The 25,143-nt window shown below is 53.8% G+C and carries 23 protein-coding genes and 3 tRNA genes; 14 read left to right on the forward strand and 12 right to left on the reverse strand.

From position 1 onward, the window contains the following. Positions 1-44 precede the first annotated feature (44 nt). From NXS97_RS03750 to rnt, 3 genes are all read left to right on the forward strand, one after another. The gene (locus tag NXS97_RS03750; RefSeq protein WP_014605951.1) at positions 45-1,142 is read left to right on the forward strand and encodes an alkene reductase; all 1,098 of its coding nucleotides are present in this window, start codon (positions 45-47) and stop codon (positions 1,140-1,142) included. Positions 1,143-1,252: 110 nt separating this feature from the next. Further along, positions 1,253-1,660, forward strand: a complete 408-nt coding sequence (gloA, locus tag NXS97_RS03755; protein ID WP_013025612.1) for a lactoylglutathione lyase — start codon at positions 1,253-1,255, stop codon at positions 1,658-1,660. 119 nt (positions 1,661-1,779) lie between these two features. Then, entirely contained in the window at positions 1,780-2,451 is a 672-nt protein-coding gene (rnt, locus tag NXS97_RS03760) for a ribonuclease T (protein WP_029569947.1), read from the forward strand. Positions 2,452-2,496: 45 nt separating this feature from the next. On the opposite strand, the gene NXS97_RS03765 is transcribed toward rnt, so the two are convergent. Further along, positions 2,497-2,832 carry a Grx4 family monothiol glutaredoxin gene (locus NXS97_RS03765; RefSeq protein ID WP_170934913.1) on the reverse strand — a complete coding sequence of 112 codons (336 nt, stop codon included), beginning with the start codon at positions 2,830-2,832 and terminating at the stop codon, positions 2,497-2,499. 364 nt (positions 2,833-3,196) lie between these two features. Here NXS97_RS03765 and NXS97_RS03770 point away from each other — a divergent pair, with 364 nt between their 5' ends. Next, entirely contained in the window at positions 3,197-4,018 is an 822-nt protein-coding gene (locus NXS97_RS03770; protein WP_014593610.1) for a C40 family peptidase, read from the forward strand. Between the two features lie 64 nt (positions 4,019-4,082). Here NXS97_RS03770 and NXS97_RS03775 read toward each other — a convergent pair whose 3' ends face one another. Further along, positions 4,083-4,172: a YnhF family membrane protein gene (locus tag NXS97_RS03775; protein ID WP_019105306.1), complete on the reverse strand. Its 90-nt coding sequence runs from the start codon at positions 4,170-4,172 to the stop codon at positions 4,083-4,085. 280 nt (positions 4,173-4,452) lie between these two features. Between NXS97_RS03775 and purR the strand changes: the two genes are divergently transcribed. Beyond that, on the forward strand, positions 4,453-5,478 hold the full coding sequence (gene purR, locus NXS97_RS03780) for an HTH-type transcriptional repressor PurR (RefSeq protein WP_014605954.1): 1,026 nt from the start codon (positions 4,453-4,455) through the stop codon (positions 5,476-5,478). Here purR and punR read toward each other — a convergent pair. Beyond that, entirely contained in the window at positions 5,475-6,380 is a 906-nt protein-coding gene (gene punR, locus NXS97_RS03785; protein ID WP_013025606.1) for a DNA-binding transcriptional activator PunR, read from the reverse strand. The genes purR and punR overlap by 4 nt on opposite strands. A 109-nt stretch (positions 6,381-6,489) precedes the next feature. On the opposite strand from punR, the gene punC reads away from it, so the two are divergent. Both punC and cfa read left to right on the forward strand, forming a co-directional pair. Beyond that, on the forward strand, positions 6,490-7,692 hold the full coding sequence (gene punC / locus NXS97_RS03790) for a purine nucleoside transporter PunC (protein ID WP_116219702.1): 1,203 nt from the start codon (positions 6,490-6,492) through the stop codon (positions 7,690-7,692). A 286-nt stretch (positions 7,693-7,978) separates the two neighbouring features. After that, positions 7,979-9,127: a cyclopropane fatty acyl phospholipid synthase gene (gene cfa / locus NXS97_RS03795; protein WP_024471835.1), complete on the forward strand. Its 1,149-nt coding sequence runs from the start codon at positions 7,979-7,981 to the stop codon at positions 9,125-9,127. 294 nt (positions 9,128-9,421) lie between these two features. Here cfa and NXS97_RS03800 read toward each other — a convergent pair whose 3' ends face one another. After that, the gene (locus NXS97_RS03800; RefSeq protein WP_116219701.1) at positions 9,422-10,090 is read right to left on the reverse strand and encodes a riboflavin synthase subunit alpha; all 669 of its coding nucleotides are present in this window, start codon (positions 10,088-10,090) and stop codon (positions 9,422-9,424) included. Between the two features lie 204 nt (positions 10,091-10,294). On the opposite strand from NXS97_RS03800, the gene NXS97_RS03805 reads away from it, so the two are divergent. The 6 genes from NXS97_RS03805 (at position 10,295) to NXS97_RS03830 (ending at position 14,367) form a co-directional block, all read left to right on the forward strand. Next, a complete protein-coding gene (locus NXS97_RS03805) occupies positions 10,295-11,668 on the forward strand; it encodes an MATE family efflux transporter (protein ID WP_014605958.1) in 1,374 nt (457 codons plus the stop codon). 153 nt (positions 11,669-11,821) lie between these two features. Further along, positions 11,822-11,898 (forward strand) — tRNA-Val (locus NXS97_RS03810). Between the two features lie 3 nt (positions 11,899-11,901). Continuing rightward, positions 11,902-11,978, forward strand: a tRNA-Val gene (locus tag NXS97_RS03815). Between the two features lie 10 nt (positions 11,979-11,988). Further along, positions 11,989-12,065: transfer RNA gene (locus tag NXS97_RS03820), tRNA-Val, on the forward strand. A 346-nt stretch (positions 12,066-12,411) separates the two neighbouring features. Then, entirely contained in the window at positions 12,412-13,824 is a 1,413-nt protein-coding gene (gene pykF, locus NXS97_RS03825) for a pyruvate kinase PykF (RefSeq protein WP_013025600.1), read from the forward strand. A gap of 306 nt (positions 13,825-14,130) precedes the next feature. Beyond that, positions 14,131-14,367: a major outer membrane lipoprotein gene (locus NXS97_RS03830; RefSeq protein ID WP_006118977.1), complete on the forward strand. Its 237-nt coding sequence runs from the start codon at positions 14,131-14,133 to the stop codon at positions 14,365-14,367. A 74-nt stretch (positions 14,368-14,441) separates the two neighbouring features. Here the strand turns inward: NXS97_RS03830 and NXS97_RS03835 are convergent, their stop codons facing one another. The 7 genes from NXS97_RS03835 to sufA are packed head-to-tail and all read right to left on the reverse strand — an operon-like array spanning position 14,442 to position 21,059. Continuing rightward, positions 14,442-15,422 carry a L,D-transpeptidase family protein gene (locus tag NXS97_RS03835; protein WP_013025599.1) on the reverse strand — a complete coding sequence of 327 codons (981 nt, stop codon included), beginning with the start codon at positions 15,420-15,422 and terminating at the stop codon, positions 14,442-14,444. Between the two features lie 55 nt (positions 15,423-15,477). Continuing rightward, complete coding sequence (gene sufE, locus NXS97_RS03840; RefSeq protein ID WP_014593602.1) at positions 15,478-15,894, reverse strand: cysteine desulfuration protein SufE; 417 nt, start codon at positions 15,892-15,894, stop codon at positions 15,478-15,480. A gap of 21 nt (positions 15,895-15,915) precedes the next feature. Further along, the gene (gene sufS, locus NXS97_RS03845) at positions 15,916-17,139 is read right to left on the reverse strand and encodes a cysteine desulfurase SufS (protein WP_116219700.1); all 1,224 of its coding nucleotides are present in this window, start codon (positions 17,137-17,139) and stop codon (positions 15,916-15,918) included. Beyond that, a complete protein-coding gene (gene sufD / locus NXS97_RS03850) occupies positions 17,139-18,416 on the reverse strand; it encodes a Fe-S cluster assembly protein SufD (RefSeq protein ID WP_116219699.1) in 1,278 nt (425 codons plus the stop codon). Before sufD ends, sufS begins: the two co-directional genes overlap by 1 nt. Next, on the reverse strand, positions 18,391-19,137 hold the full coding sequence (sufC, locus tag NXS97_RS03855) for a Fe-S cluster assembly ATPase SufC (protein WP_013025595.1): 747 nt from the start codon (positions 19,135-19,137) through the stop codon (positions 18,391-18,393). The genes sufD and sufC overlap by 26 nt, the downstream gene beginning before the upstream one ends. A 46-nt stretch (positions 19,138-19,183) precedes the next feature. After that, on the reverse strand, positions 19,184-20,677 hold the full coding sequence (sufB, locus tag NXS97_RS03860) for a Fe-S cluster assembly protein SufB (RefSeq protein ID WP_013025594.1): 1,494 nt from the start codon (positions 20,675-20,677) through the stop codon (positions 19,184-19,186). Between the two features lie 7 nt (positions 20,678-20,684). Next, positions 20,685-21,059, reverse strand: a complete 375-nt coding sequence (sufA, locus tag NXS97_RS03865) for a Fe-S cluster assembly scaffold SufA (protein WP_013025593.1) — start codon at positions 21,057-21,059, stop codon at positions 20,685-20,687. A 388-nt stretch (positions 21,060-21,447) separates the two neighbouring features. Between sufA and NXS97_RS03870 the strand changes: the two genes are divergently transcribed. Further along, positions 21,448-21,852, forward strand: a complete 405-nt coding sequence (locus NXS97_RS03870; protein ID WP_019105314.1) for a hypothetical protein — start codon at positions 21,448-21,450, stop codon at positions 21,850-21,852. A gap of 31 nt (positions 21,853-21,883) precedes the next feature. Here the strand turns inward: NXS97_RS03870 and NXS97_RS03875 are convergent, their stop codons facing one another. Then, the gene (locus tag NXS97_RS03875) at positions 21,884-24,937 is read right to left on the reverse strand and encodes an FAD-binding and (Fe-S)-binding domain-containing protein (RefSeq protein WP_029568726.1); all 3,054 of its coding nucleotides are present in this window, start codon (positions 24,935-24,937) and stop codon (positions 21,884-21,886) included. Positions 24,938-25,143 lie beyond the last annotated feature (206 nt).

A 25,143-nucleotide genomic window follows, 5' to 3' on the forward strand; every position in this document is an offset into this window, starting at 1 on the left:
AAACCACAATTTGTAGACGACCGGTCTACTTAAAAGGAGTTGTTATGGCGAGTACTCAGCTGTTTCGTCCGCTAAAAGTTGGCGCAATTACCGTGCCTAATCGTGTCTTTATGGCCCCGCTGACGCGCTTGCGTAGCATTGAGCCAGGCGATATCCCGACGCCGTTGATGGCCGAATACTATCGTCAGCGCGCGGGGGCGGGCCTGATTATTACCGAAGCTACCCAGATTTCTTTCCAGGCCAAAGGTTATGCGGGTGCGCCGGGTTTACACACCCAGCCGCAAATCGCCGCGTGGAAAAATATTAACGAAGGTATCCACCAGGCAGGCGGACACAGTGCCGTACAGCTGTGGCACACCGGCCGTATTTCACATAACAGCGTCCAGCCGGAAGGTAAAGCGCCGGTTGCGCCTTCGGCGATTCCTGCAGGCACACGCACTTCCCTGCGTGCCGAAGACGGCAGCGTGTATCGCGAAGATACCTCAGTGCCGCGCGAACTGAGCATCAGTGAAATTCAGCAAATCGTTGCCGATTTTGGTCAGGCCGCTGCCAATGCGCGGGAAGCAGACTTCGACATGCTGGAACTGCACTCCGCTCACGGCTATCTGATGCACCAGTTCCTGTCACCGTCCTCGAATCAGCGTACCGATGAGTACGGCGGCAGCGTTGAGAAACGCGGACGTTTTGCGCTTGAAGTGGTCGATGCCGCGATTGCCAACTGGTCAGCGGATCGTGTTGGTATCCGTGTCTCTCCTGTCGGCAGCTTCCAGAACCTGGATAATGGCCCGAACGAAGAAGAAGATGCACTGTGGTACATCGCTGAACTGGCGAAACGCAAGATTGCCTATCTGCATATGTCAGAACCTGACTGGGCAGGCGGTACACCTTACAGCGACGCCTTCCGTCAGAAAGTCCGTGATACCTTCCCGGGCGTAATTATTGGCGCTGGCGCTTACACCGTTGAGAAAGCGGATGATCTTATCAGCCGCGGCTTGATCGATGCCGTTGCCTTTGGTCGGGATTACATCGCTAACCCGGATCTGGCCCAGCGTTTACAACAAGATGCACCACTGAATCCACAGCGTCCCGAATCCTTCTACGGTGGCGGCGCTGAAGGCTATACTGACTATCCTGCACTGTAAAACGCAGGCAGCCGTGAGTCTTTCACGGCTGCGGTTATTCTTTGGCGATTATCGTCGCTATACTGAGTGTTTGTGTCATCCGGGGATGACGTTTTTCAAAAGAGGAAGCTATGCGTTTACTTCATACCATGCTGCGCGTTGGCGATTTGCAACGCTCCATTGATTTTTACACTCGCGTGCTGGGCATGCGCCTGCTGCGCCAAAGCGAAAACGCTGAATATAAATATACCCTGGCGTTTGTGGGCTACACCGAAGAGAGCGAAGGTGCCGTTATTGAGCTGACCTACAACTGGGGCGTTGACAGCTACGATCTCGGTAACGCTTATGGTCACATCGCGTTGGGCGTTGATGATGTTGCCGCAACCTGCGAGCGCATCCGTAACGACGGCGGTAACGTGACGCGTGAAGCCGGCCCGGTCAAAGGTGGCACCACGATCATTGCCTTTGTTGAAGATCCAGACGGTTATAAAATCGAACTGATCGAAAATAAACATGCCGGACACGGCCTCGGCAGCTAAGCCGTCAACATCAGCCCGCGCAACGCGGGCTGATTCTCGCTTCCCTTACCTGTGCCTGCTGCAGACGGGGCGCTTTTTTGGCATACTACGCGCTGCCCTTTTTCTGCAATGAGATCCTGATGTCTGAATCGTCTTCCCCCAACGCACTCAATCAACGCTTTCGTGGTTTCTATCCCGTGGTTATCGATGTGGAAACGGCGGGCTTCAATGCGCAAACCGATGCGCTGCTGGAAGTCGCGGCCATTACGCTGAAAATGGATGACGAGGGTTGGCTTCATCACGACCAGACACTGCATTTTCATGTTGAACCTTTTGTCGGCGCTCTGCTGCATCCGGAAGCCCTTGCCTTTACCGGCATCGATCCCAGCAATCCGTTACGGGGCGCGGTGAGCGAATACGAAGCCTTGCATGCCATTTTTAAACTGGTGCGCAAAGGCATTAAAGATACCGGGTGCAATCGCGCGATCATGGTGGCGCATAATGCCACCTTCGATCTTAATTTTATGAATGCCGCCGCCGAACGCGCCAGCCTGAAACGGAATCCGTTTCATCCTTTTGCCACTTTCGACACGGCCGCTCTGAGCGGGTTAGTGCTGGGTCAGACGGTACTGGCCAAAGCCTGCAAAGCGGCCGGGATGGAATTTGACAGCAGTCAGGCGCACTCTGCGCTGTATGACACGCAGCAAACGGCCACGCTGTTCTGCGAACTGGTCAATCGCTGGAAACGTCTGGGAGGCTGGCCGCTGGCTCTAGCGGAAGAGGCAACAGAAGATCAGGGCGCGGCGGAGTAAACGCCCGTTAAACGAAGAAAAGGCCGACGATGTCGGCCTTTTTTATTATTCCGCTTCTTTAAACTTCTCAGCGGTTTCTTTGACCAGCGGTTGTAATTCACCACGCTGGAACATCTCAACAATAATGTCACAGCCGCCAACCAGTTCGCCATCGACCCACAGCTGAGGGAAGGTTGGCCAGTTAGCATACTTTGGCAGCTCTGCGCGAATATCCGGGTTCTGCAGAATATCCACGTAAGCGAAGCGCTCACCACAGGCAGACAGCGCCTGAACCGCCTGGGCAGAGAAACCGCAACTTGGCAGTTTCGGCGAACCTTTCATGTACAGCAGGATCGGGTTTTCTGCGATCTGGCGCTGAATTTTTTCTACAGTACTCATTATTGCCTTCCTTAATTCGTCACTTCGTGTTTCTTTATTGTAGCGACTTCCCTTCAGGACTGAAAATGAGATTTTCTTCCCGTTAGGGCAAACCGCCATGTTTGTTAAGTCCGCTTGCGCGCTATCCACCCGCTCATCGGGACCCAAAAGGTGAATGCATTAATAATTTGCAATAATTTTGCTGAGTTAACCTGCTGAAATTGCTTATTTATGCCTGCTTTTTACCCAAGTTATTAATTAATAAAAAAAGGACTTACTGTTTTAAAAAAAACTGGACTAGAATGTCTTCGGCGCTGATCGTTGATCAGATTTTTCTTAACCTTGTCAGATATCTGTTGAACCTGACAGCTTAACCAGTAAACGGACTATGCGTTCAATTATTACGCTTCTTATTCTGGCTTTTGCGCAACTGTTCTTTAACGTCGCCTCTGCATCACCGCAGGCGCCGGTTAAGGCCAGCTTGCATAAGGTAGAGAAAAAAAGTGCGCGCGAAGATGAGCGGCGCAAGCGACGCACGGTTAAAGCTTCGGCGAAAAAAAGCCGTTCCTCCGCAGAGCAGAAATCCAGCAAAACGCTTAAAACCAGTAAAAATCCCTCTCACGCGGTTGCCTCTCACAAAACCCTGACCAAAGCGACTGATTCACACAAGAAGCTCACAAAAAAAGTGGCGGCCAATGCCACCAGCAAGAAACGCTATGGTCATCAACGCGCGGTGAAGGTGGCGAAAGCGGACAGCAAGGATACCGGCACCATCAAAATGAGCAACGCACACCGTCAGCGCTATCAAAAAGCACGTGAAACGGCGATGGCAAAACTGATGGGACAGCTGGGCAAGCGCTACCAGTGGGGCGGAAAATCGCCGCATACCGGTTTCGACTGCAGCGGCCTGGTGTGGTACGCCTACAAAGATGTGGTGAAATTTAAAATTCCGCGTACTGCAAATGAAATGTATCACCTGCGGGATGCCGCGCCGGTGAATCGGGAAGCGCTGGAGAAAGGCGATCTGGTGTTTTTCCGCATCAACGGACGTGGCACGGCCGACCACGTGGGTGTTTACCTGGGTAACGGTAAATTTATTCAGTCACCGCGTACCGGAAAGGACATTCAAATCAGTGCGTTAAGCGAAGATTACTGGCAGCGCCACTATATTGGTGCGCGTCGCGTCATGACGCCAAAAACCGTTCGCTAAACGTCACTCCTCCGTCATACCGACGGAACGCAGCCGGGACAGGGAAACCTTCCCGGCTTTTTTATTAGTTCAGAATGGCGGTAAAGCTGAACGCAATAATCATCAACAGTGCAGCCGCCGTGGTCATCAATGACAGTTTCAGATCGGTACTCATCACAACTCCTTAGGCACAATTTTAGTAGGGGTTAAGCATTTTCCCACACGCGTGGGTAAAAATCTCGTTTTATCCGTGCAGCCTTGTTAGAATCCCCTCTTTGTTGCGCAACAGCGCGCAACATCGGTTGCGTCAGCACCCTTTTCAACCGTTATTTCCTGCCCCGATGCCCCATAACCGGTCAGAAAAACGATTTTTTTGCAGAAATAACCGTCCGCTGACGCAAACGTTTAACAACATGCTTATCAACAGGTTAGATAAGCCCGGGAGTTCGATTTTCATGGCAACAATTAAAGATGTGGCGAAACGTGCAGGCGTCTCTACCACAACCGTTTCTCACGTCATCAATAAGACGCGCTTTGTCGCAGAAGATACCCGCGAAGCGGTCTGGGAAGCGATTCGGGAATTACATTATTCACCCAGCGCCGTAGCACGCAGCCTGAAGGTGAATCACACCAAAACGCTGGGCCTTTTGGCCACCTCCAGCGAGGCGCCCTATTTCGCTGAAATTATTGAAGCCGTGGAGAATCACTGCTTTGATAAAGGCTACACCCTGATTTTAGGCAACGCGCATAACGACCTGCAAAAACAGCGTGCCTACCTCTCGATGATGGCGCAGAAGCGCGTCGATGGGCTGCTGGTCATGTGTTCTGAGTACCCGGATGATTTGTTGCAAATGCTGGAAGCCAACCGCAATATTCCCATGGTGGTCATGGACTGGGGCGAATCCCGTGCCGATTTTACTGACACGGTGCTGGATAATGCGTTTCAGGGCGGTTATCTGGCCGGCCGCTACCTCATCGAACGCGGGCATCGCGATATTGGCGCCATTCCAGGGCAAATGGAACGTAACACCGGTGGTGGCCGTCATGCCGGTTTCCTCAAGGCGCTGGAAGAAGCCGGAATTCAGCCGCGTTCAGAGTGGATTGTGCAGGGCGATTTCGAGCCTGAATCCGGGTATCAGGCTATGCAGCAAATTCTGTCGCAGAAGCAGCGCCCAAGCGCGGTGTTCTGCGGTGGCGATATTATGGCCATGGGCGCTATCTGTGCCGCCGATGAAATGGGCCTGCGCGTCCCGCAGGATATTTCGGTGATTGGCTACGATAATGTGCGCAACGCACGCTATTTCACGCCTGCACTGACTACCGTGCACCAGCCAAAAGCGCAACTGGGGGAGAAGGCTCTGGAGATGCTGCTGGACCGCATTACCAGCAAGCGTGAAGAGTCGCAAACCATCGAAGTGCATCCGACACTGATTGAGCGACGCTCTGTAGGCTACGGTCCCTATCGCGACTACCGTCGCTAATCCTCGCTCAACCACTCCTGATTGAGCGTTTGCGCATCACCCAGGTAATTGAGCAACCAGCCCAATGCCGGTGATGCGCGATCTTCCGCCCAACTGACGCAGCAGGGACTTTCTGGAAAAGGCTGGGGCAAGTTAAGTTCAGTCACTTCGCCGCTGTCCAGTAGCGGGCGGGCTAAGTGCCCCGGCACCATTGCGACGCACAGCCCGGCCCGGACGCAGTCCAGCCCGGTCTGCCATTCAGGCACCACCAGTCGGCGTTGATTATCCAGAGCCCAGGTCATACGGCGCGGTAACGCGCGCGAGGTGTCTTCCAGCACCAGCGAAGGCCAGTTGCGCAACGCCTCATCATCCAGCCGGGCGACCTGGGTTAACGGATGTTCCCGCGCGACGATGCAGCGCCAGTTCAGGGTTCCCATATCGCGGAAAGCAAACCGCCCGCCCACCGGAATCGCCTGAGTCGCGCCTATTGCGACCTCGACTCTTCCGTCAGCCAGCGCATCCCATACGCCGTTAAACACTTCATAACTGATGTGAAGCTCCATATCCGGAAAGTGGCGATAGAAATCCCTGACGAACTGACGGGTTCGGTGCGGTTTCACAATGCAGTCCACCGCAATCGCGATTTGCCCTCGCCAGCCGTTGGCCAGTTGCTGGCACTGACGGCGCGTGGCATCCATTTTTTTGATGACGCTGCGGCCTTCTCGCACAAAATGTTCGCCCGCAGGTGTCAAAACAACCTCCCGGTGCTGCCGTTCAAACAGCGGTACCGCCAGCCAGGTTTCAAGCTGGCGAACGGTATAGCTTATGGCAGAAGGCACACGGTGTAACTCCTGGGCCGCGGCACTGAAACTGCCGCCACGCGCGACCGCATCAACCACTTCAAGCGCATATTCAGACCACATATCCTGCCTTTAAATTTTTTAACAGCAACAGGCAAATTTTACCGTTTCACAGTATGAAGTACAGCTTTTACACTGCCCCGCGTTTATCCTGCAAAAAAATGAGAATCAGATGTCAGCTTCTAAAGGATTCATTCCCTATCTTGCCGTGCTCAGTATGCTGGGCTTTCTGGCCACCGATATGTACCTGCCCGCCTTCGGGGCCATGCAGCAAAGTTTTAACACCTCCGCCGGGATGATCAGCGCCAGTATGAGCCTGTTCCTGGCGGGTTTTGCCTGTGGTCAGCTGGTATGGGGACCGCTGTCAGATCGTATTGGCCGCAAACCGGTATTGCTGGCAGGACTGAGCCTGTTTGCGCTGGGTTGTGCGGGGATGCTGTGGGTGGACGACGTGGTACTGATGCTGGTGCTGCGCTTCATTCAGGCCATCGGAGTGTGCGCGGCTGCCGTGAGCTGGCAGGCCCTGGTGGTCGATCGCTATCCTCAGTCGCGCGCGAATAAAGTCTTTGCCACTATTATGCCGCTGGTCGCGCTGTCTCCTGCGCTTGCCCCGCTGCTGGGTGCCTGGCTGATTAGCCAATTTCACTGGCGCTCAATTTTTGTCGTTCTGACCGCGATTGCCGCGGCCCTGATCCTGATTACGCTGCGCCTGCCATCGGTACAAACAGCCCGCCGCCCGGCCCCGTCACAGCCCGGTTTTATGACGCTGCTGCGTTCACGCGTCTACAGCGGTAACGTCCTGATGTATTCTGCCTGCTCGGCCAGCTTTTTTGCCTGGTTGACCGGATCACCGTTTATTCTGGCAGCGATTGGCCTGTCGCCTGCTGATATCGGCTTAAGCTATATTCCGCAGACCATTGCTTTCTTAGTCGGCGGTTTTGGCTGCCGTGCGCTCCTTAACCGTTTCAAAGGGGCGCAGTTGCTGCCATGGCTGCTCATCGTCTATAGCCTTAGCGTACTGGCCCTGTTTGCCGTCGCCCTGTCAGGCTCGGTTTCACTCACCGCTTTGCTGGTGCCGTTTTGCGGCATGGCGCTGGCGAACGGGGCGATTTATCCCATCGTCGTATCCAGTGCACTTCTGCCCTTCCCCCATGCGACCGGCAGAGCCGCCGCCCTGCAGAACACGCTGCAGCTGGGCCTGTGCTTTGTCGCCAGCCTGGCCGTCTCGGCGGGCCTGACCCAGGCGCTGTTCACCACAACGCTCATCATGGCGGTGACGATTGTACTGGCGCTGGCAGGCTATCAGATGCAGCGCCGCACCGGCGCACAAACTGATATTGCCTCAACGGCACATCCCTGCCAGGATAATAACTGAGGCAACGACTTTTGTCGTCTGAGTGATCAACACGTGACGGGCCCGCCAGCGCCTCCTGTGCCGGGCCCTGATTCGCCGTACCATCATAATAACAATGTTTGACGCAGCCTCATCGCTGTGAAGGTGTCTTTGTGGGCAAATGCACTCTGCTGGCCCCTGCATTGCACCCTTTCTCTGTACGCTTAAGGTTGTCTGGCGCAAGGCGTCATCTGTGACTTTTCTCATAATCCTGAGAAACGGCTCCTGCTCTTTCTCAGGTTCTGACAGTTCTGGTGATGGAGTGGCTATGAGTTCAACATGTGTAGCAGAAGTGAATATCGAACGAAACCATTGGTACCGTATCGTTCATGAGTTATTGCAAAAAGCAGACATCGAAATCAACGGTTCCCGCCCATGGGACATTCAGGTTAAACATCCCGATTTTTTTAAACGCGTCCTGCAAAAGGGCTCCCTGGGGCTGGGCGAAAGTTATATGGACGGCTGGTGGGAGTGCGAAAGGCTGGATATGTTTTTTCATCGGGCGTTGAAACATAAGCTTGATGAGCAGCTTCCTCATCACGTGCAGGATATCGTGCGCATTGCGCTGGCCCGCCTGGTTAACCTGCAGTCGAAAAAACGGGCCTGGCAAGTCGGCAAAGCGCACTATGATCTGGGTAATGACCTTTTTACCCTGATGCTCGATCCTTACATGCAATACTCCTGTGGCTACTGGAAAGACGCCACGACGCTTGAGGCGGCACAGGAAGCCAAACTGGACATGATCTGTCGCAAGCTGCAACTGAAACCCGGTATGACCTTGCTGGATATTGGCTGTGGCTGGGGCGGTCTGGCGGCTTATGCAGCAAGAAACTATGGCGTCAGCGTACAAGGCGTGACGATCTCTGCAGAACAACAAAAGCTGGCGCAGCAACGCTGCGAAGGGCTGGATGTCACTATCCTGCTTCAGGATTATCGCGATCTGAATCAGCAGTTTGACCGCATCGTCTCGGTGGGGATGTTCGAACACGTGGGGCCGAAAAACTACCCAACCTACTTTGCCACGGTCAATCGCAACCTCAAGCCGGACGGGATTTTTCTGCTGCATACCATTGGCGCGCTCAAAACGGATATGCACGTCGATCCGTGGATCGGCAAGTATATTTTCCCGAATGGCTGCCTGCCTTCTTTACGCCATATTGCCGACGTCAGCGAACCGCATTTCATTATGGAAGACTGGCACAACTTCGGCGCTGACTACGACACCACGCTGATGGCCTGGCATGAGCGTTTCCAGCGTGCCTGGCCTGACCTGGCCGGACGTTATGAAGAACGTTTCCGACGCATGTTCTCCTACTACCTGAACGCCTGCGCCGGTGCGTTTCGCGCCCGTGAGATTCAGCTCTGGCAGGTTGTCTTCAGCCGTGGCGTTGAGGGTGGATTGCGGGTGGCGCGATGATTGCGCCTGTTGACGCGCCGTGGCAAGGTCAATACTGTCCGGACCGAACGCGGACGGCAGCCGGTAAGCCCGGTTGCCGCGTTATCTGTCTGCCCCCACCTTCGCAGACGGGAAAATGGCGATCTTAAACCGCAGTCCATGGCAGCAGCACATTCACGCCGGGCGTTTTCGCCCGGGCAGTTGACACTGCACAGCCGTCAGTCGTCCTGGAAAACAGCGGGAGACACGGCAACCTGCTGGCCTGTGGGCAACGCTTTGGTCACGGCTGGCGTTATTTACCGCTATTTACCGCTGTTAATCCCGATCCGTTTCGGGCTGATCGGCCTGCTCTGCCAGTGCCCTGAGCGCGGCATCTTCACGCTGGGCCAGGACGCGCTCCACCGTGTCCACAATAGCCTGAGTATGGGGATCGATTTCGATGTTAACTCTGTCGCCAAAGGTTTTGGCGCCGAGAGTGGTTCGCTCCAGCGTCTCGGGGATAAGATAAACGCAGAATTTTGTTTTGGTCACGTCGCCTACGGTCAGACTGATACCGTCGATGCCCACAAATCCTTTGTGCAGGATATATTTCATCTGCAAAGGATCCTGAATTTTAAACCAGACTTCGCGGTTGTTTTCAGAGCGGACAATTTTGCAGATTTCAGCCGTGGTCATGATGTGGCCGGACATCAGGTGGCCGCCAATTTCATCGCTGAATTTTGCCGCCCGCTCGATATTCACCACATCGCCCTGCTTGAGATCACCAAGATTGGTCACGCGCAGAGTTTCTTTGATCAGGTCAAAACTCACCAGATCGCCGTTGATTTTGGTGACGGTCAGGCAGCAACCGTTATGGGCAACCGATGCGCCCAGCGCTAAACCCGGCAACAGGTCAGCAGGAAGCCTGGCCACATGGGTGCGAAACAGACCTTTATCTTCAATGGACACGATTTCTGCGGTGCCCTGCACAATACCGGTAAACATAGTCTTTGCCTCTACGAAATTTGTGCCAGTTTAACACAGCCATGCTTAAGTGTTAGGTTTCAACAGCCTGAGAGACAGGCGGCACAAGTCCAAAACGCATTGCGTGACAAAGATTGGAGAAATCGGTCGCGCCAGTTACACTAAGCCCTGCTTCGTCTGAAGCAGTCCTCATTTCTTTATTAATCAGATAAGTCAGGTGTTTACGTGCAGAAGTATTTAACAGAAGCGCGTCAATTGCTGGCCCTCGCGATCCCCGTTATCCTGGCTCAGGTGGCGCAAACCGCGATGGGATTTGTAGATACCATTATGGCCGGCGCCGTCAGCGCCACGGATATGGCCGCCGTTGCTGTTGGCACGTCCATTTGGCTTCCCGCCATCCTGTTTGGTCATGGTGTTTTACTGGCATTGACGCCCACCATTGCGCAACTTAATGGTTCAGGTCGCCGTGAGCGAATCGCTGAACAACTTCGTCAGGGCTTTTGGCTGGCGTTTTTCCTTTCTCTGCTCATCATGCTGGTGCTGTGGAATGCCGGGTATGTTATCCGCTCGATGCATGATATCGATCCGCTGCTGGCAGAAAAGGCCGAGGGCTATCTGCATGCCCTGCTGTTTGGCGCGCCAGGCTACCTGTTTTTTCAGGTTATGCGTAACCAGTGCGAGGGGCTATCCAAAACCAAGCCCGCGATGGTGCTGGGTTTTCTTGGGCTGATGCTGAATATCCCGCTGAACTACATCTTTATCTACGGCCATTTCGGCATGCCGGCGCTGGGCGGCGTAGGCTGTGGCGTGGCGACGGCCTCGGTGTACTGGGCCATGTTCTTCTGCATGCGTTTTTGGGTACGACGGATGCGCAGTATGCGAGACATTCGCGTCGAGAGCCGCTGGTCAGCGCCTTCACGCGTTATCCTGCAACGTCTCACAGGGTTGGGTTTGCCGGTCGCGCTGGCGCTGTTTTTTGAAGTGACCCTGTTTGCCGTGGTGGCCCTGTTAGTCTCGCCGTTGGGGATTGTTAACGTCGCCGGGCACCAGATTGCCCTGAACTTCAGTTCGCTGATGTTTGTCCTGCCGCTGTCGTTGGGCGTTGCCGCCACCATTCGCGTTGGCTATCGGCTGGGTCAGGGCTCGACAGAGCAGGCGCGGGTCGCCGCGTGGACCGCGCAGGGCGTTGGCGTCAGCATGGCGGTGATTACGGCCATTTTTACCGTGACCTTTCGCCATCAAATTGCCCAGCTTTATAACGACAATCCCGCGGTGGTCACGCTGGCTGCGCAACTGATGATGCTGGCTGCGATTTACCAGATTTCGGATTCTATTCAGGTGATCGGCAGCGGAATTTTGCGCGGTTATAAAGATACGCGATCGATTTTCTTCATTACCTTTATCGCTTACTGGTTGCTGGGTTTACCTTCTGGTTACATCCTGGCACTGACCGACTGGGTGGTGCCGCGCATGGGGCCAGCCGGCTTCTGGTGCGGTTTTATCGTTGGCCTGACGTCGGCCGCCGTCATGATGCTGTGGCGCGTGCGACGTTTGCAGCAACTTCCTGCGGAATTAATTCTTACGCGCGCGTCTCGCTAACTCGCTGAACGGGCCCGAAAAGGCCCGTTACGTTCAAAAAAACGGCGCATCGCGCAGATGATGTTCATTCATTGGCAAATTTGCGTTTTTCCCCTTGCCAGCCTCTTACGCTGCCGTTAATATTCGTCCCCGCTGTCGCCCTGACAGCGTGTTGCGCTCTTAGCTCAGTTGGTTAGAGCACCACCTTGACATGGTGGGGGTCGATGGTTCGAGTCCATTAGAGCGCACCAAGTGCGTCCGTAGCTCAGTTGGTTAGAGCACCACCTTGACATGGTGGGGGTCGGTGGTTCGAGTCCACTCGGACGCACCAAATTTGATATGCGCTCTTAGCTCAGTTGGTTAGAGCACCACCTTGACATGGTGGGGGTCGATGGTTCGAGTCCATTAGAGCGCACCACTCTTTTTACGTCCTTTCTTCTTTTGCGCAACAACCCTTTTCTTGATTTACATTACCTTTACGTACTGTTTTTCGATTGGTTTTCGCATACTTAGTGATTATACTGGCCGCGTTGTCCTACTTGAAAGGTTTCAGCGACTACGTGCTTATGACGATAATAAAGATTGTTTGCGCAACAACGTCCCGGTGGTTAACCAAGCTAACCACGCAACTTCCCTGCACGCCTGGCCTTCGTCACCTATTCTTATCCTGTACTGCCCTTTTCGATTTCAACCAGAGTTCTCATTTCGGTGCACTGTCATCGAAATCCTGTTTTTCATCCATCACAACTTACAGATAACCCGTCATGAAAAAGACTAAGATCGTTTGTACAATCGGCCCAAAAACCGAATCCGAAGAGATGCTGACTCAGCTGCTTGAAGCAGGCATGAACGTCATGCGTCTTAACTTCTCTCACGGTGACTATGCAGAACACGGTCAGCGTATTACCAACATGCGTGCCGTGACGAAAAAAACCGGCATTCCTGCGGCTATCCTGCTGGATACCAAAGGGCCGGAAATCCGCACCATGAAGCTGGAAGGTGGCAACGATGTGTCACTGAAAGCCGGTCAAACCTTTACCTTTACCACCGACCAGAGCGTGATTGGTAACAACGAGCGTGTTGCCGTGACCTACTCAGGCTTCGCGAACGATCTCAAAATTGGTAACACTGTACTGGTCGACGATGGTCTGATCGGCATGCAGGTCACCGAAGTCACTGAGAACAGCGTTGTGTGTGAAGTGCTGAACAACGGCGATCTGGGCGAAAACAAAGGCGTTAACCTGCCTGGCGTTTCCATCCAGCTGCCTGCCCTGGCAGAGAAAGACAAACGCGACCTGATTTTTGGTTGTGAGCAAGGCGTGGATTTTGTTGCAGCATCGTTTATTCGTAAACGCTCAGACGTGCTGGAAATTCGTGAACACCTGAAGCAGCACGGTGGCGAAAACATTCAAATCATCTCCAAGATTGAAAACCAGGAAGGCCTGAATAACTTCGACGAAATCCTCGAAGCCTCTGACGGCATCATGGTTGCGCGTGGCGATCTGGGCGTTGAAATCCCGGTTGAAGAAGTGATCTTCGCGCAGAAGATGATGATTAAAAAATGTAATAAAGCCCGCAAAGTTGTCATCACCGCGACGCAGATGCTGGATTCCATGATCAAGAACCCGCGTCCAACCCGCGCTGAAGCTGGCGACGTGGCTAACGCCATTCTGGATGGAACGGATGCGGTGATGCTGTCTGGCGAGAGCGCGAAAGGCCGCTATCCGCTGGAGTCGGTCACCATCATGGCGACCATCTGTGAGCGTACCGACCGCGTGATGAAGCCACGCATCGACGGACAGAATGACAGCCGTAAGCTGCGCATTACCGAAGCCGTTTGCCGCGGTGCCGTTGAGACAGCCGAAAAACTGGAAGCACCACTGATTGTAGTCGCCACAGAAGGCGGTAAATCAGCCAAGGCCGTGCGTAAGTACTTCCCTAATGCAACCATCCTGGCACTGACCACCAACGCCACCACGGCGCGCCAGTTGATTCTGAGCAAAGGGATCGAGACACGTATGGTCAGCGAAATCGCCTCTACCGATGATTTCTATCACCTGGGTAAAGAAGCGGCGCTGGAAAGCGGTTTTGCTCAGAAAGGTGATGTTGTTGTGCTGGTTTCAGGTGCGCTGGTACCCAGCGGAACGACCAATACGGCATCGGTACACGTTCTGTAATATCGCGTTTAACGCCTCTTTTTTAAAAAGCGCCTTCAAAGGCGCTTTTTTATTGTCTTCATAATACAGATTCAGGAAAAAGCCAGCGCGTAATGACAATAAAAATGCGCTGCAAATTAAGGTTAATCCGATTAAATCTCTCTGTTTTAGCTAAATTTTTTTATGTTGTTCTTCAATTCGCTGCTTCTTTGAGCGAACGATCATGTTTAAGCATGTTCTTATCAAAAAATTATTCTCAAGTTAAAAAGCTTTGTGTAATACTTGTAACGCTACATGGAGATTAACTCAATCTAGAGGGTATAAATAATGAATCGTACTAAACTGGTACTGGGCGCGGTAATCCTGGGTTCAACTCTGCTGGCTGGTTGCTCAAGCAACGCTAAAATCGACCAGCTGTCTTCAGACGTTCAGACTCTGAACGCTAAAGTTGACCAGCTGAGCAACGACGTGAACGCAGTGCGTTCTGACGTTCAGGCTGCTAAAGATGACGCAGCTCGCGCTAACCAGCGTCTGGACAACCAGGCTCACTCTTACCGTAAGTAAGAGTTCTGGTTTTAAAAATGGTGCCCTTGTGGCACCATTTTTTTTGTCTGCAGTTTGGGATAACGACGTCCGCCCTACTCGCCCACAGCGCGCTGGGATGACGCAGAGGCCGCAGCCTCATCCTGTATCGGCTCACCCGCACTGACCAGCACAGGCATGCCTGAGCGACGCGTCAGCGTGGCTTTAATCAACGCTCTGTCACTCTTCTCGCTCTTCATAAAGGATCTGAAGTCCGCACTGAGCGCTAACGGAGCCGTTTGCGGATCCTCCTTCTCATTACGTGACAGCGGCTGATGCACCTCAACGTAGCGCTTACCATCCGGTTCAACGCTGAACTTTACCGGTTGGTTAATAATCTGTACCCGCGTCCCTACCGGCACGCTATTGAACAGCGCTTCGATATCCTCGGTACGTAAACGAATACAGCCTGAACTGACGCGCATACCGATACCAAAATTGGCATTGGTGCCGTGGATAAGATACTGGCCTGTTCCACGCGCCATACGCAGCGCATGCAGCCCCATGGGGTTATCCGGGCCTGCTGGCACGACGGCGGGCAGCGTGATGCCCTCTTTGGCATAGCGCTTGCGGATATTCGCCGTGGGCGTCCACGTAGGATTGGGTATTTTCTGGCTGATGCTGGTCACCATAATGGGCGTGACGATCCCCATCTGACCAATGCCAATGGGATACACGATAACCTTGTCTTCGCCCTTTGGATAATAGTACAACCGCAGTTCGGCCAGGTTCACCACAATGCCTTCACGCGGCGTGTCCGGAAGAATCATCTGCAGAGGAATGGTCAACTGGGTGCCCGGTTTCGGTAACCAGGGATCGGTACCGGGGTTCGCTTCCAACATGCCCAGCAGCCCGACCTGATAACGCGCAGCAATCTCTTCAAGAGGACGTTTGTTATCCGGTACCTGGGTCACCACATTCTCACCAATCAGGCGGCTGTCGGCGGGCGGTAACGGGTATTCCGTGGCAAAAACGGGTGCAGAGAGCCCAAAACAGGTCAGCAGCAATGCACCAGCTAAACGCAAAGCAGGTTTCATGCGGTTTTCTCGTCAGATAGTAAAAAGACGCCGGATGGCGTCTTTGAAGTGTATCTTAGCTGAGGTTCTGAGCGGTATGGCGAATTGACTTAATCATCGCTTCCAGCCCCTGCGAACGCGTTGGCGTGAGGTGCTGAACCAGGGCCAGTTCGCTGAACCAGTGGCGCACATCCAGCGCCACAATGTCAGCGGGCTGCAGGTTTTGATAGAGACTAAATACGATAGCTATCAATCCCTTAACAATGGCTGCATCACTGTCACCTTCAAAGCCGATGGTGCCATCTGCCTGCGGTGTCATCTTGATCCACACCTGGCTCTGGCAGCCCGTAATGGCATATTCGGGCTGATGCAGTGTTTCAGATGATTCCGGAAGTTTGGCACCCAATTCAATGATGTAGAGGTACTTCTCTTCCCAGTTGGCGCAACGGTTGAAGTTGCGCACCAGTTTCTCTTTTTCTGGCAACGTCGCCATTAATCACTCCGTTTACTCTGCTCAACCGCCCAGCAGACGATGAATACGCGTCAGGCCGGCCGCCAGGCGATCGACCTCTTCTTCACTGTTGTAGAAGGTGAAGGAAGCACGGCACATCGCCGGCACCTGATAGTGGCGCAGTAACGGCATTGCGCAATGATGTCCGGTGCGAATCGCAATACCGTACTGATCAAGGAAGCTGCCGACGTCAAACGCGTGGTGTTTGCCAAGGTTAAAAGCAATCACGCCTGCGCGCTGCTGCGGACCGTAAATCTGAATATCAGGTACGGATGAGAGTTTATCAAGGGCATAGTTCATCAATGCGGTTTCACGCTGATGAATCGTATCCAGCCCCAGCGCCTGCACATAGTCCAGCGCCGCACCCAGCCCAATAATGCCGCCGGTGTTTGGCGTACCGGCCTCAAAGCGCCATGGCGCCGTATTCCAGGTGGTACCGGTTGGCAGCAGGACTTCACCAATCATCGAACCACCACCTTCCCACGGCGGCATGGCATCCAGAAGTGCCTTGCGGCCATAAAGTACGCCAATGCCGTTCGGGCCATAGAGCTTGTGGGCGGAGAAGACATAGAAGTCGCAGTCGATGTCCTGCACGTCAACGGTGTTATGCATCACAGCCTGAGCCCCGTCAATCAGCGTGACGACGCCAGCCGCTCTGGCCTGCGCGACGATCGCTTTCACCGGGTTAACCGTGCCCAGCACGTTTGAAACGTGCGTCACCGCCAGTAAGCGGGTCCGGCTGTCGATCAAACCAGCCAGTTGGTCCAGCGCCAGCTCACCGTTGTCGGTCAGCGGCAGCACCCGGATCTCGGCACCGCAGCGCTCTGCCACCATCTGCCAGGGCACGATATTCGCATGGTGCTCCATATGCGTGATAATCAGATTATCACCGGGCTGAAGCTGACTGCCGCCCCAGCTGTTGGCGACCAGATTGATCCCTTCCGTCGTACCCTTTACAAAAACAATCTCTTCCGACAACGATGCATTGAGAAAACGTGCCGCCTGTTGGCGAACGTTTTCCATATCGCTGGTCGCCTGCTGGCTGAGCGTGTGAATACCGCGGTGCACGGCCGCGTAGCCGTGCTGGTAGAAATGACTTTCGGCATTGATGACCGACAGAGGACGCTGTGCGCTGGCGGCGCTGTCAAGGTAGGCCAGCGGATGACCGTTGACCTCACGCTTCAGGATGGGAAAATCCGCCCTGATACGCTCGAGATCGAAGTTCATCATGAGTCGCCTCCCGGGAAGCGCTGCGCGATGCGCTGCAGCACAGCCTGGCGCAGAATTGGGTTATCCAGCGTTTCGGTTAACTCGGCAGCAAAGGCATGGATGATCATGGTCTGCGCCGCGTCCTGTTCAATGCCGCGAGAACGCAGGTAGAACATCTGCTCGTCATCAATACGGCCTACGGTCGCCCCGTGGCTGCACTTCACGTCATCCGCGTAAATTTCCAGCTGCGGCTTGGTATCCACTTCCGCCAGACGGCCTAACAACAGGTTGTTATTGGTCATCTGTCCGTCAGTTTTGAGTGCGTGCTGCGCGACTTTGATGTGACCGTTAAACACCGCACGGCCTTTGTCACGCACGATGGTTTTATGCATCTGGCGACTCAGGCAGTGGCCTTTGTTGTGTTCAAGATAGGTGCGGGTATCCGCCACTTCCTGATTCACCGGCAGCACCAGGCTGTTCAGGGACAGCTGAGTATTTTCACCATTGAGCTGCGTACTGGTATTGTGACGGCTCAGGCCAGCACCCAGTAAGAAGCTGGTGCTGGTCACCTGCGCATCGCGGTTGATCACTATGTCGTTATGGGCAAAGTGATAGCTTTTGCTGCTCTCAAAAGCCAGCTTGGTGTGACGAAGCCTGGCATTGTCCGCAACGGCAAAGGTGAAACGGGCGCCGGTAAAATGCGCGCTGTCGTTTAGCGTGACAAAGTGCTCAATCACTTCCGCTTCTGCGCTTTCTTCCAGTTGCAGATGATGACGATGATGAACCGTGTTCATGCCGTCGTCTTTGCCGCTGGTGATATGCAGCAGATAAAGCGGACGTGCCGCCGCCTTGCCACGCGCCAGCCGAATATGCGTCACTTCTTCAGCCAGGCTTTCGGTCAGGTGCAGAAAAATCTCCGGCTGCACGGCTGCAGGCAGGTCGCGGCGCTCGGCCGCAACGCTGTGCTGAATCTCGAACAGTTCGGTATCGCCGCTACTCAGCGCAGGCTGGAATCTTCCGTCGACAAAAACCAGACGTACGGCATCCAGCGGGAGCGACAGTGCATCAACCTGCGTAGCGCTGAGCTCGTGCGCCTCAGGCAACACGAAGTGATGTGCCAGCAGGCCATCCAGCGGCGTGTATTTCCAGTTTTCATGTTTGCGGGTGGGCAAGCCCAAACGCATTAACTGCTGCCAGTGCTGCTGAGCCTGCATTGAACGCATTTCACCGCGTGATTCAAACAGGTGGTGCCACTGTTGCAGCGCGGTATCACTCTTCGTCGGTAAGCCAGCCATAGCCCTGCTCCTCCAACTGTTTCACCAGCGAGAAATCGCCTGATTTTACGATTTTACCCTGATACAGCACGTGTACGAAGTCTGGCTTGATGTAGTCCAGAATACGCTGATAGTGGGTTACGATGATAAATGCACGCTTTTCGTCACGCAGGCTGTTTACGCCATTGGCGACGATTTTCAGGGCATCGATATCCAGACCGGAGTCGGTTTCATCCAGAATGCAGAGATCGGGTTCCAGCGCCGCCATCTGCAGAATATCGTTACGCTTCTTCTCACCACCGGAGAAGCCTACGTTAACGGAACGCGTCAGCAGATCTTCTGGCATTTTCAGCAGATCGATTTTTTCTTCAATGAAGTCCTGGAAATCAAAGCGATCCAGCTCGTCCTGCTGACGGTATTTACGCACCGCATTCACGGAGGTCTGCAGGAAAAACTGGTTGCTGACGCCGGGGATTTCAACCGGGTACTGGAAAGCCATAAAGATGCCTTCGCCTGCACGTTCCTCAGGTTCCAGCTCCAGCAGATCCTTGCCCTTAAAGGTTACGGAACCGCCGGTGACTTCATAGTCTTCACGTCCGGCCAGGGTCGCAGACAGCGTACTCTTACCCGAACCGTTCGGTCCCATGATGGCATGAACTTCGCCGGGCTTAATCTCAAGGTTCAGACCACGTAAAATCGCTTTGTCTTCAACGCTAACCTGTAAATCTTTAATACTTAACATGCTTATTCCTTCACATTGCTTCCGGCAACGCGTGTGACGGCGTCAATCAGCCCACACTGTGCTCAAGGCTGATGGCTAACAGTTTTTGCGCTTCCACTGCAAATTCCAGCGGCAGCTCAGAGAATACGTCTTTACAGAAACCGTTCACGATCATCGAAATCGCATCTTCTTCACTGATGCCACGTTGCAGACAGTAGAACATCTGATCTTCGCCGATACGTGAGGTGGTGGCTTCGTGCTCCAGCTGAGCGGTATTGTTACGGGTTTCAACATACGGGAACGTATGCGCGCCACAATCCGGACCAATCAGCATGGAATCGCACTGCGTAAAGTTACGTGCGTTGGTGGCCGTGGGCATGATTTTTACCAGGCCACGGTAGGTATTCTGGCTTTTCCCGGCGGAAATACCTTTAGAGATAATCGTCGACTTCGTATTTTTGCCGATGTGGATCATCTTGGTACCGGTGTCCGCCTGCTGGCGTCCGCTGGTCAGTGCCACCGAGTAGAACTCGCCCACGGAGTGATCGCCACGCAGGATACAGCTTGGATATTTCCAGGTAATGGCCGAGCCGGTTTCCGACTGCGTCCACGACATTTTGCTGTAATCCCCTTCGCACAGGGCGCGCTTGGTGACGAAGTTGAGGATACCGCCCTCGCCTTCACCGCCCGGGAACCAGTTCTGAACGGTGGAATATTTCACTTCCGCGTTCTTATGAATGATGACCTCTACCACCGCAGCGTGCAGCTGGTAGGTGTCACGCACGGGCGCGGAACAGCCTTCGATGTAGCTCACGTAGCTGTCTTCATCTGCAATCAGAATCGTACGTTCGAACTGACCGGTTTTCGCAGCGTTAATGCGGAAATAGGTAGACAGCTCCATCGGGCAACGCACCCCTTTCGGGATGTAGACGAAAGTACCGTCGGAGGCTACCGCAGAGTTCAACGCGGCAAAAAAGTTATCATTGGGTGGCACCACGGTACCCAGGTACTTTTTCACCAGCTCTGGATGATCGTGGATCGCTTCGCCAAAGGAGCAAAAGATAATTCCCTGCTCGGCCAGCTTGCTGCGATAGGTCGTGGATACGGATACGGAGTCGAAGATGGCGTCAACGGCCACTTCTTTACCTTCACGTACCGGAACGCCCAACTGATTAAACGCGTTCTCAACTTCCTGCGTCAGATAATCACTGGCCGGGGCGCTGCCCGATGCCTGGGTCGCGCCCGGTTCAGACGCACAGGTGTCATCGCAGTTTCCGCACGATGGCGCGGAGTAGTAACTGTAGTCCTGATAATCCAGCTTTTCGTAATGCGCTTTCAGCCAGTGCGGCTCTTCCATTTCCAGCCAGGCACGAAAGGCTTTAAGACGAAACTCCAGCATCCACTCTGGCTCGTTACGCTTAGCCGAAATTGCCCGTACCACATCTTCATTGATGCCGTTGGCAAATTCTTCGGTTTGCAATTGGGTAAAGAAGCCCTCTTTATAATTGAGCTTACCTTCCCACATTTGTACATCGTCAGATGTTTCGCTGTGTCGTGACATATTTCACTTACTCGACGCCAAAGCTTTCACCGCACCCGCAGGCGTGCTGAGCTTTAGGGTTATTGAATTTAAAAATCTGATTCAGGCCTTCGCGAACATAATCCACTTCGGTGCCATCGATAAACGGCATTGCCTGAAGCGGCACAAACAAGGTTGCGCCGTAGTAGCTAAACTGCAGATCATCCTCTTCTGGCTGCTTCACCAGATCCATTACATAACCAAAACCGGCACAGCCGGATTGTTTAATTGCTAAACGCAGGCCCTTGACTTCTGGGTTTTCTGCGGCCAGATTTAGAATTTGTTTCGCTGCGGTTTCAGTCAGCGTTAACCCTTTCCACACATACTCGTCGGGTGAGAAAGAGTCTGCATTCACGGATGACATGTTGATACCTCTTGAGTCCGGACCTTTTCAGGCTATCCCCCTATGGTAGTGATCTGACAAATCACTTCAACCTCTTGTTTTGCAGGGATAATCATAAGATGCTATTTTTACAGCTCATTTCTTAAGCATAGTCGCTGCAGCCAGGCTTGCATCGGCGAGCGTCCACTGAATTCGGGTTCTGTAACCTGTTAATAAATCGTAAATTTTTAAATGGCACCTTTACGATAATGCCTGTATTGATAGGTTACGCCTTTCTGGCATGTAAACAGATTGTTATTTCCGATTATACCGACAGGTGAGATAAATCGAAAAAAATTTCTTGCCGGGGAATTGCATTCCCGCTCCAGTTGAATATGATAATTATTATCATTCAACATTGAGGCGCGTTATGTCGTTATCGGTTTCAGCCTGGCTTCAACATAAACTCGATGAATACCGTTTTTCGGTTCGCGATCTCACCGTTGATTTTTACCTGGCACAGGCCAAACTCAACCGGGCTGAATGTACGATTCAGCAACTGCGTCAGTTTAACGATACCTGTTTAGACATGGCAGAGATCTGCCAGTTGAACGGCGATGACCTGAGTTATCTGCATGCCATGGGCAAACTTCACCACCGGCTGGTCGAGGAGATGCAAAACCCGGATCGTGACCGGCTGTTTCGCATCCAGGCTTACCAGTTGGCGCGACTCTCCCTGACTCAGCTGTGTCATCAACTCGCGATAACCGGTGAATGGGAACAAGCCACCGTATTGCAGAGTGAATTCGTCAGGCACGCAGGCTGGATATTCTAATCCAACCTGCGTCCGGCGTCGCCTCACCTTTTCAGATTAACTCAAGCAGTGCCTGAAGAGGATGACGCATGCCGTTGCCCTCCACGCGCTTGACCTGACTGCGACAGGAAAAACCGGTTGCCAGGCAGCGCTGGCGCGGCAGTTTCTGCAATTGCGGATGCCATGACAGCGCATAAATTCCCAGGGAGTTCTCCAGGTTCTGGCTCTCATGACCGTAGGTGCCGGCCATGCCGCAACAGCCCACATTGATGTTTTCGAGCTTTGCGCCGAAGCGTGAGAAGATCGCCTGCCACTGACCGGGCGTGCCCGGCAGAGCGGTCACTTCGGTACAGTGAGCAAACAGATACCATGCTTCTCCGCTGGTGACCTGCACCTCACGTTCCTGCAGCGCCTGATGGAGCCACTCATGTACCAGAAGCACGTTGAAATCGCCACGGGCCTCGCCCAACATCTGGTGATACTCATCGCGGTAACAGAGCACCGTTGCCGGATCGATCCCCACCATCGGCATGCCCAGCTTTGCCACGCGATTCAGGAAATCGGCTGTTTTACTGGCCGTACGCGCAAAGCGTTGCAAAAAGCCTTTCACATGCTGCGCTTTGCCGTTGGGTGAGAACGGCAGCAGAACGGGCTGGTATCCCAGTTTCTCAATCAGTCGGATAAAATCATGTACCAGTTTGGCTTCATAGAAACTGGTAAAGGGATCCTGCACCACCAGCACTTTTTGGGCTCGCTGTGTTTCACTGAGCGCTTCGAGCTGCTCCAGCGTCATATTCATCGCCGGATGACCACTCAACTGCTGCTTGAGCGTAGGCGAGGACAATAAAGGCAGGTCGACCATGCCAATGTGTGTCTTACTGAATGAGGTCGCCCAGGGCTGTTTCAGGAAAAAGTTAAACACCCCCGGTGCTTTCGCCATCAGGGGCGCATAGCTTTCTACGCCCGCCACCAGATGGTCGCTGAACGGGCGCAAATAGCGTGTATGGTAAAGCTGTAAAAAACGCGAGCGGAAGGCCGGAACGTCAATTTTTATGGGGCACTGGGTCGAGCAGGCTTTACAGGCCAGGCAGCCGGACATCGCCTCTTTCACCTCATGCGAAAAATCATATTCCCCTTTATTGGCATACCAGGTATTGCGCATTCTGCTTATCAGCGCGCGAAGCGACAGGGAACTTTCCGGCAGCTTTTTCTCCAGCATCACCGGATCGGCGCCCTGCTCTGCCAGCAACCGAAGCCATTCCCGCGTTAAGGTCGCGCGCCCCTTCGGCGAGTGAATGCGGTTACGGGTGATTTTCATTGACGGGCACATCGGACTGCGGGCATCGAAGTTAAAGCACAATCCGTTACCGTTGCACTCAAGCGCACCGCGCCAGGTTTCTCGTACCTGAAGGGGGATCTGACGATCGTAGCTGCCCCGTTTCGTCGCATCTACCTGCATCATCGCCGCCTCGCTGTCGAAAGGCGTACAAATCTTACCGGGATTGAGACGATTGTGGGGATCGAAGGCTGCTTTAATGCGGCGCAGCTCGTTAAACAGCGTTTCGCCAAAAAAGGCCGGACTGTACTGCGCACGGAATCCCTTGCCATGTTCTCCCCACAGCAGGCCACCATAGCGTGCCGTTAAGGCAACCACCTCATCGGAAATTTGCTTCATCATCATTTCCTGATGGGGATCGCACATATCCAGGGCCGGACGGACATGCAGCACGCCGGCGTCCACGTGACCGAACATGCCATAACTCAGACCATGGCTGTCCAGAAGCGCGCGAAACTCAACAATATAGTCGGCCAGGTGTTCAGGTGGAACGGCGGTATCTTCAACAAAGGGGATCGGTTTGGCACGGCCTTTGGCATTACCGAGTAAGCCCACCGCCTTTTTACGCATGTTATAGATGCGTTCAATACCGTCCAGATCGTCACAGAGTTGATAGCCGATCACCCCGCCCTGCTGCTGCGTCATCAACGTATCCAGACGGGCGCAAAGCTGTGTGATCTGCCGATCGATTTGCCCGGCATCATCCCCGGCAAACTCAACGATATTCAGCCCTAACATTTCTTTATCCGGGATAGCCGTAATCAGCTCGCGCACGGAGTGCCAGACAATATCTTCCCGTGCCAGATTGAGCACTTTCGAGTCAACCGTTTCCACCGACAGCGCCTGCGCCTCGACCATCAGGGGGGCATTGCGAAGCGCAGAATCGAAGGCGTCATATTTAATATTAACCACGCGCCGGACTTTGGGCAGCGGCGTGATATCCAGACGGGCTTCGCTGATAAACGCCAGCGTTCCCTCTGCACCACACAGCAGCCGCGTCAGGTCAAAGGTCTGCATGTCATCGCTAAACACGTGGCGCAGGTCGTAACCGGTCAGGAAGCGGTTGAGCTTAGGAAACTTCTCCAGAATCAGTTCGCGATGCTCACGGCAGCGGGTGAGCACCTGCTGATAAATTCGGCCTTCAGGCGTGGGCGTTTGCGCCAGATTTTCAGCCAGCGCGGTAGGCACCGGTCGGGTATCCAGAATATCGCCGCCGAGCAGCACGGCCCTGAGTCCTAAAACATGGTCAGAGGTTTTACCGTAGACCAGCGAGCCCTGACCGGATGCATCCGTGTTAATCATGCCGCCCAGGGTGGCGCGGTTACTGGTGGAGAGCTCCGGTGAAAAGAAGAAACCAAAAGGTTTCAGGTACGCATTAAGTTGATCTTTGACTACCCCAGCCTCGACGCGCACCCAGCGTTGTTCGGTGTTGATTTCCAGGATGCGGTTCATGTGGCGCGACATATCCACAATGATGCCTTGATTGAGCGACTGACCGTTGGTCCCGGTGCCGCCACCGCGCGGGGTAAAGACCAGACTGGAGAACGCCGCTTCACCCGCCAGTCGGGCTATCAGTGCCACGTCTGCCGTCGAGCGCGGGAAAAGCACCGCATCGGGCAGGAGCTGATAGATGCTGTTATCGGTTGAAAGCGAAAGTCTGTCGGCGTAGCTGGTGGCGGTATCGCCGGTGAAACCCTGCGCTTTGAGGGTTTCAAGAAATGTCAGCACCCGCTGGATAAGACCCGGTGCCTGAGAAATCTGTGGGATCATGGAGTATGTGACCAAAGATGTTGTGTAGGTTTGCGTCTGTATCTTGCTTTAATCCTCAGTTTTATCACATTTCCCACCGCGCTGTCGTTTTTTCAGGAAGGGCTGAAACCTTTTCTTTACAAGCCTGTTTAAACGCCCTGAAATAGCCCATGATTACGGGGCAGCGTCATCCCCTGAGTTGACGAATTCCAATGAGGTAACGCACA

Origin of the sequence: Pantoea sp. B623 (genome assembly GCF_024814475.1) — a bacterium.
Lineage (GTDB): Bacteria > Pseudomonadota > Gammaproteobacteria > Enterobacterales > Enterobacteriaceae > Pantoea > Pantoea ananatis.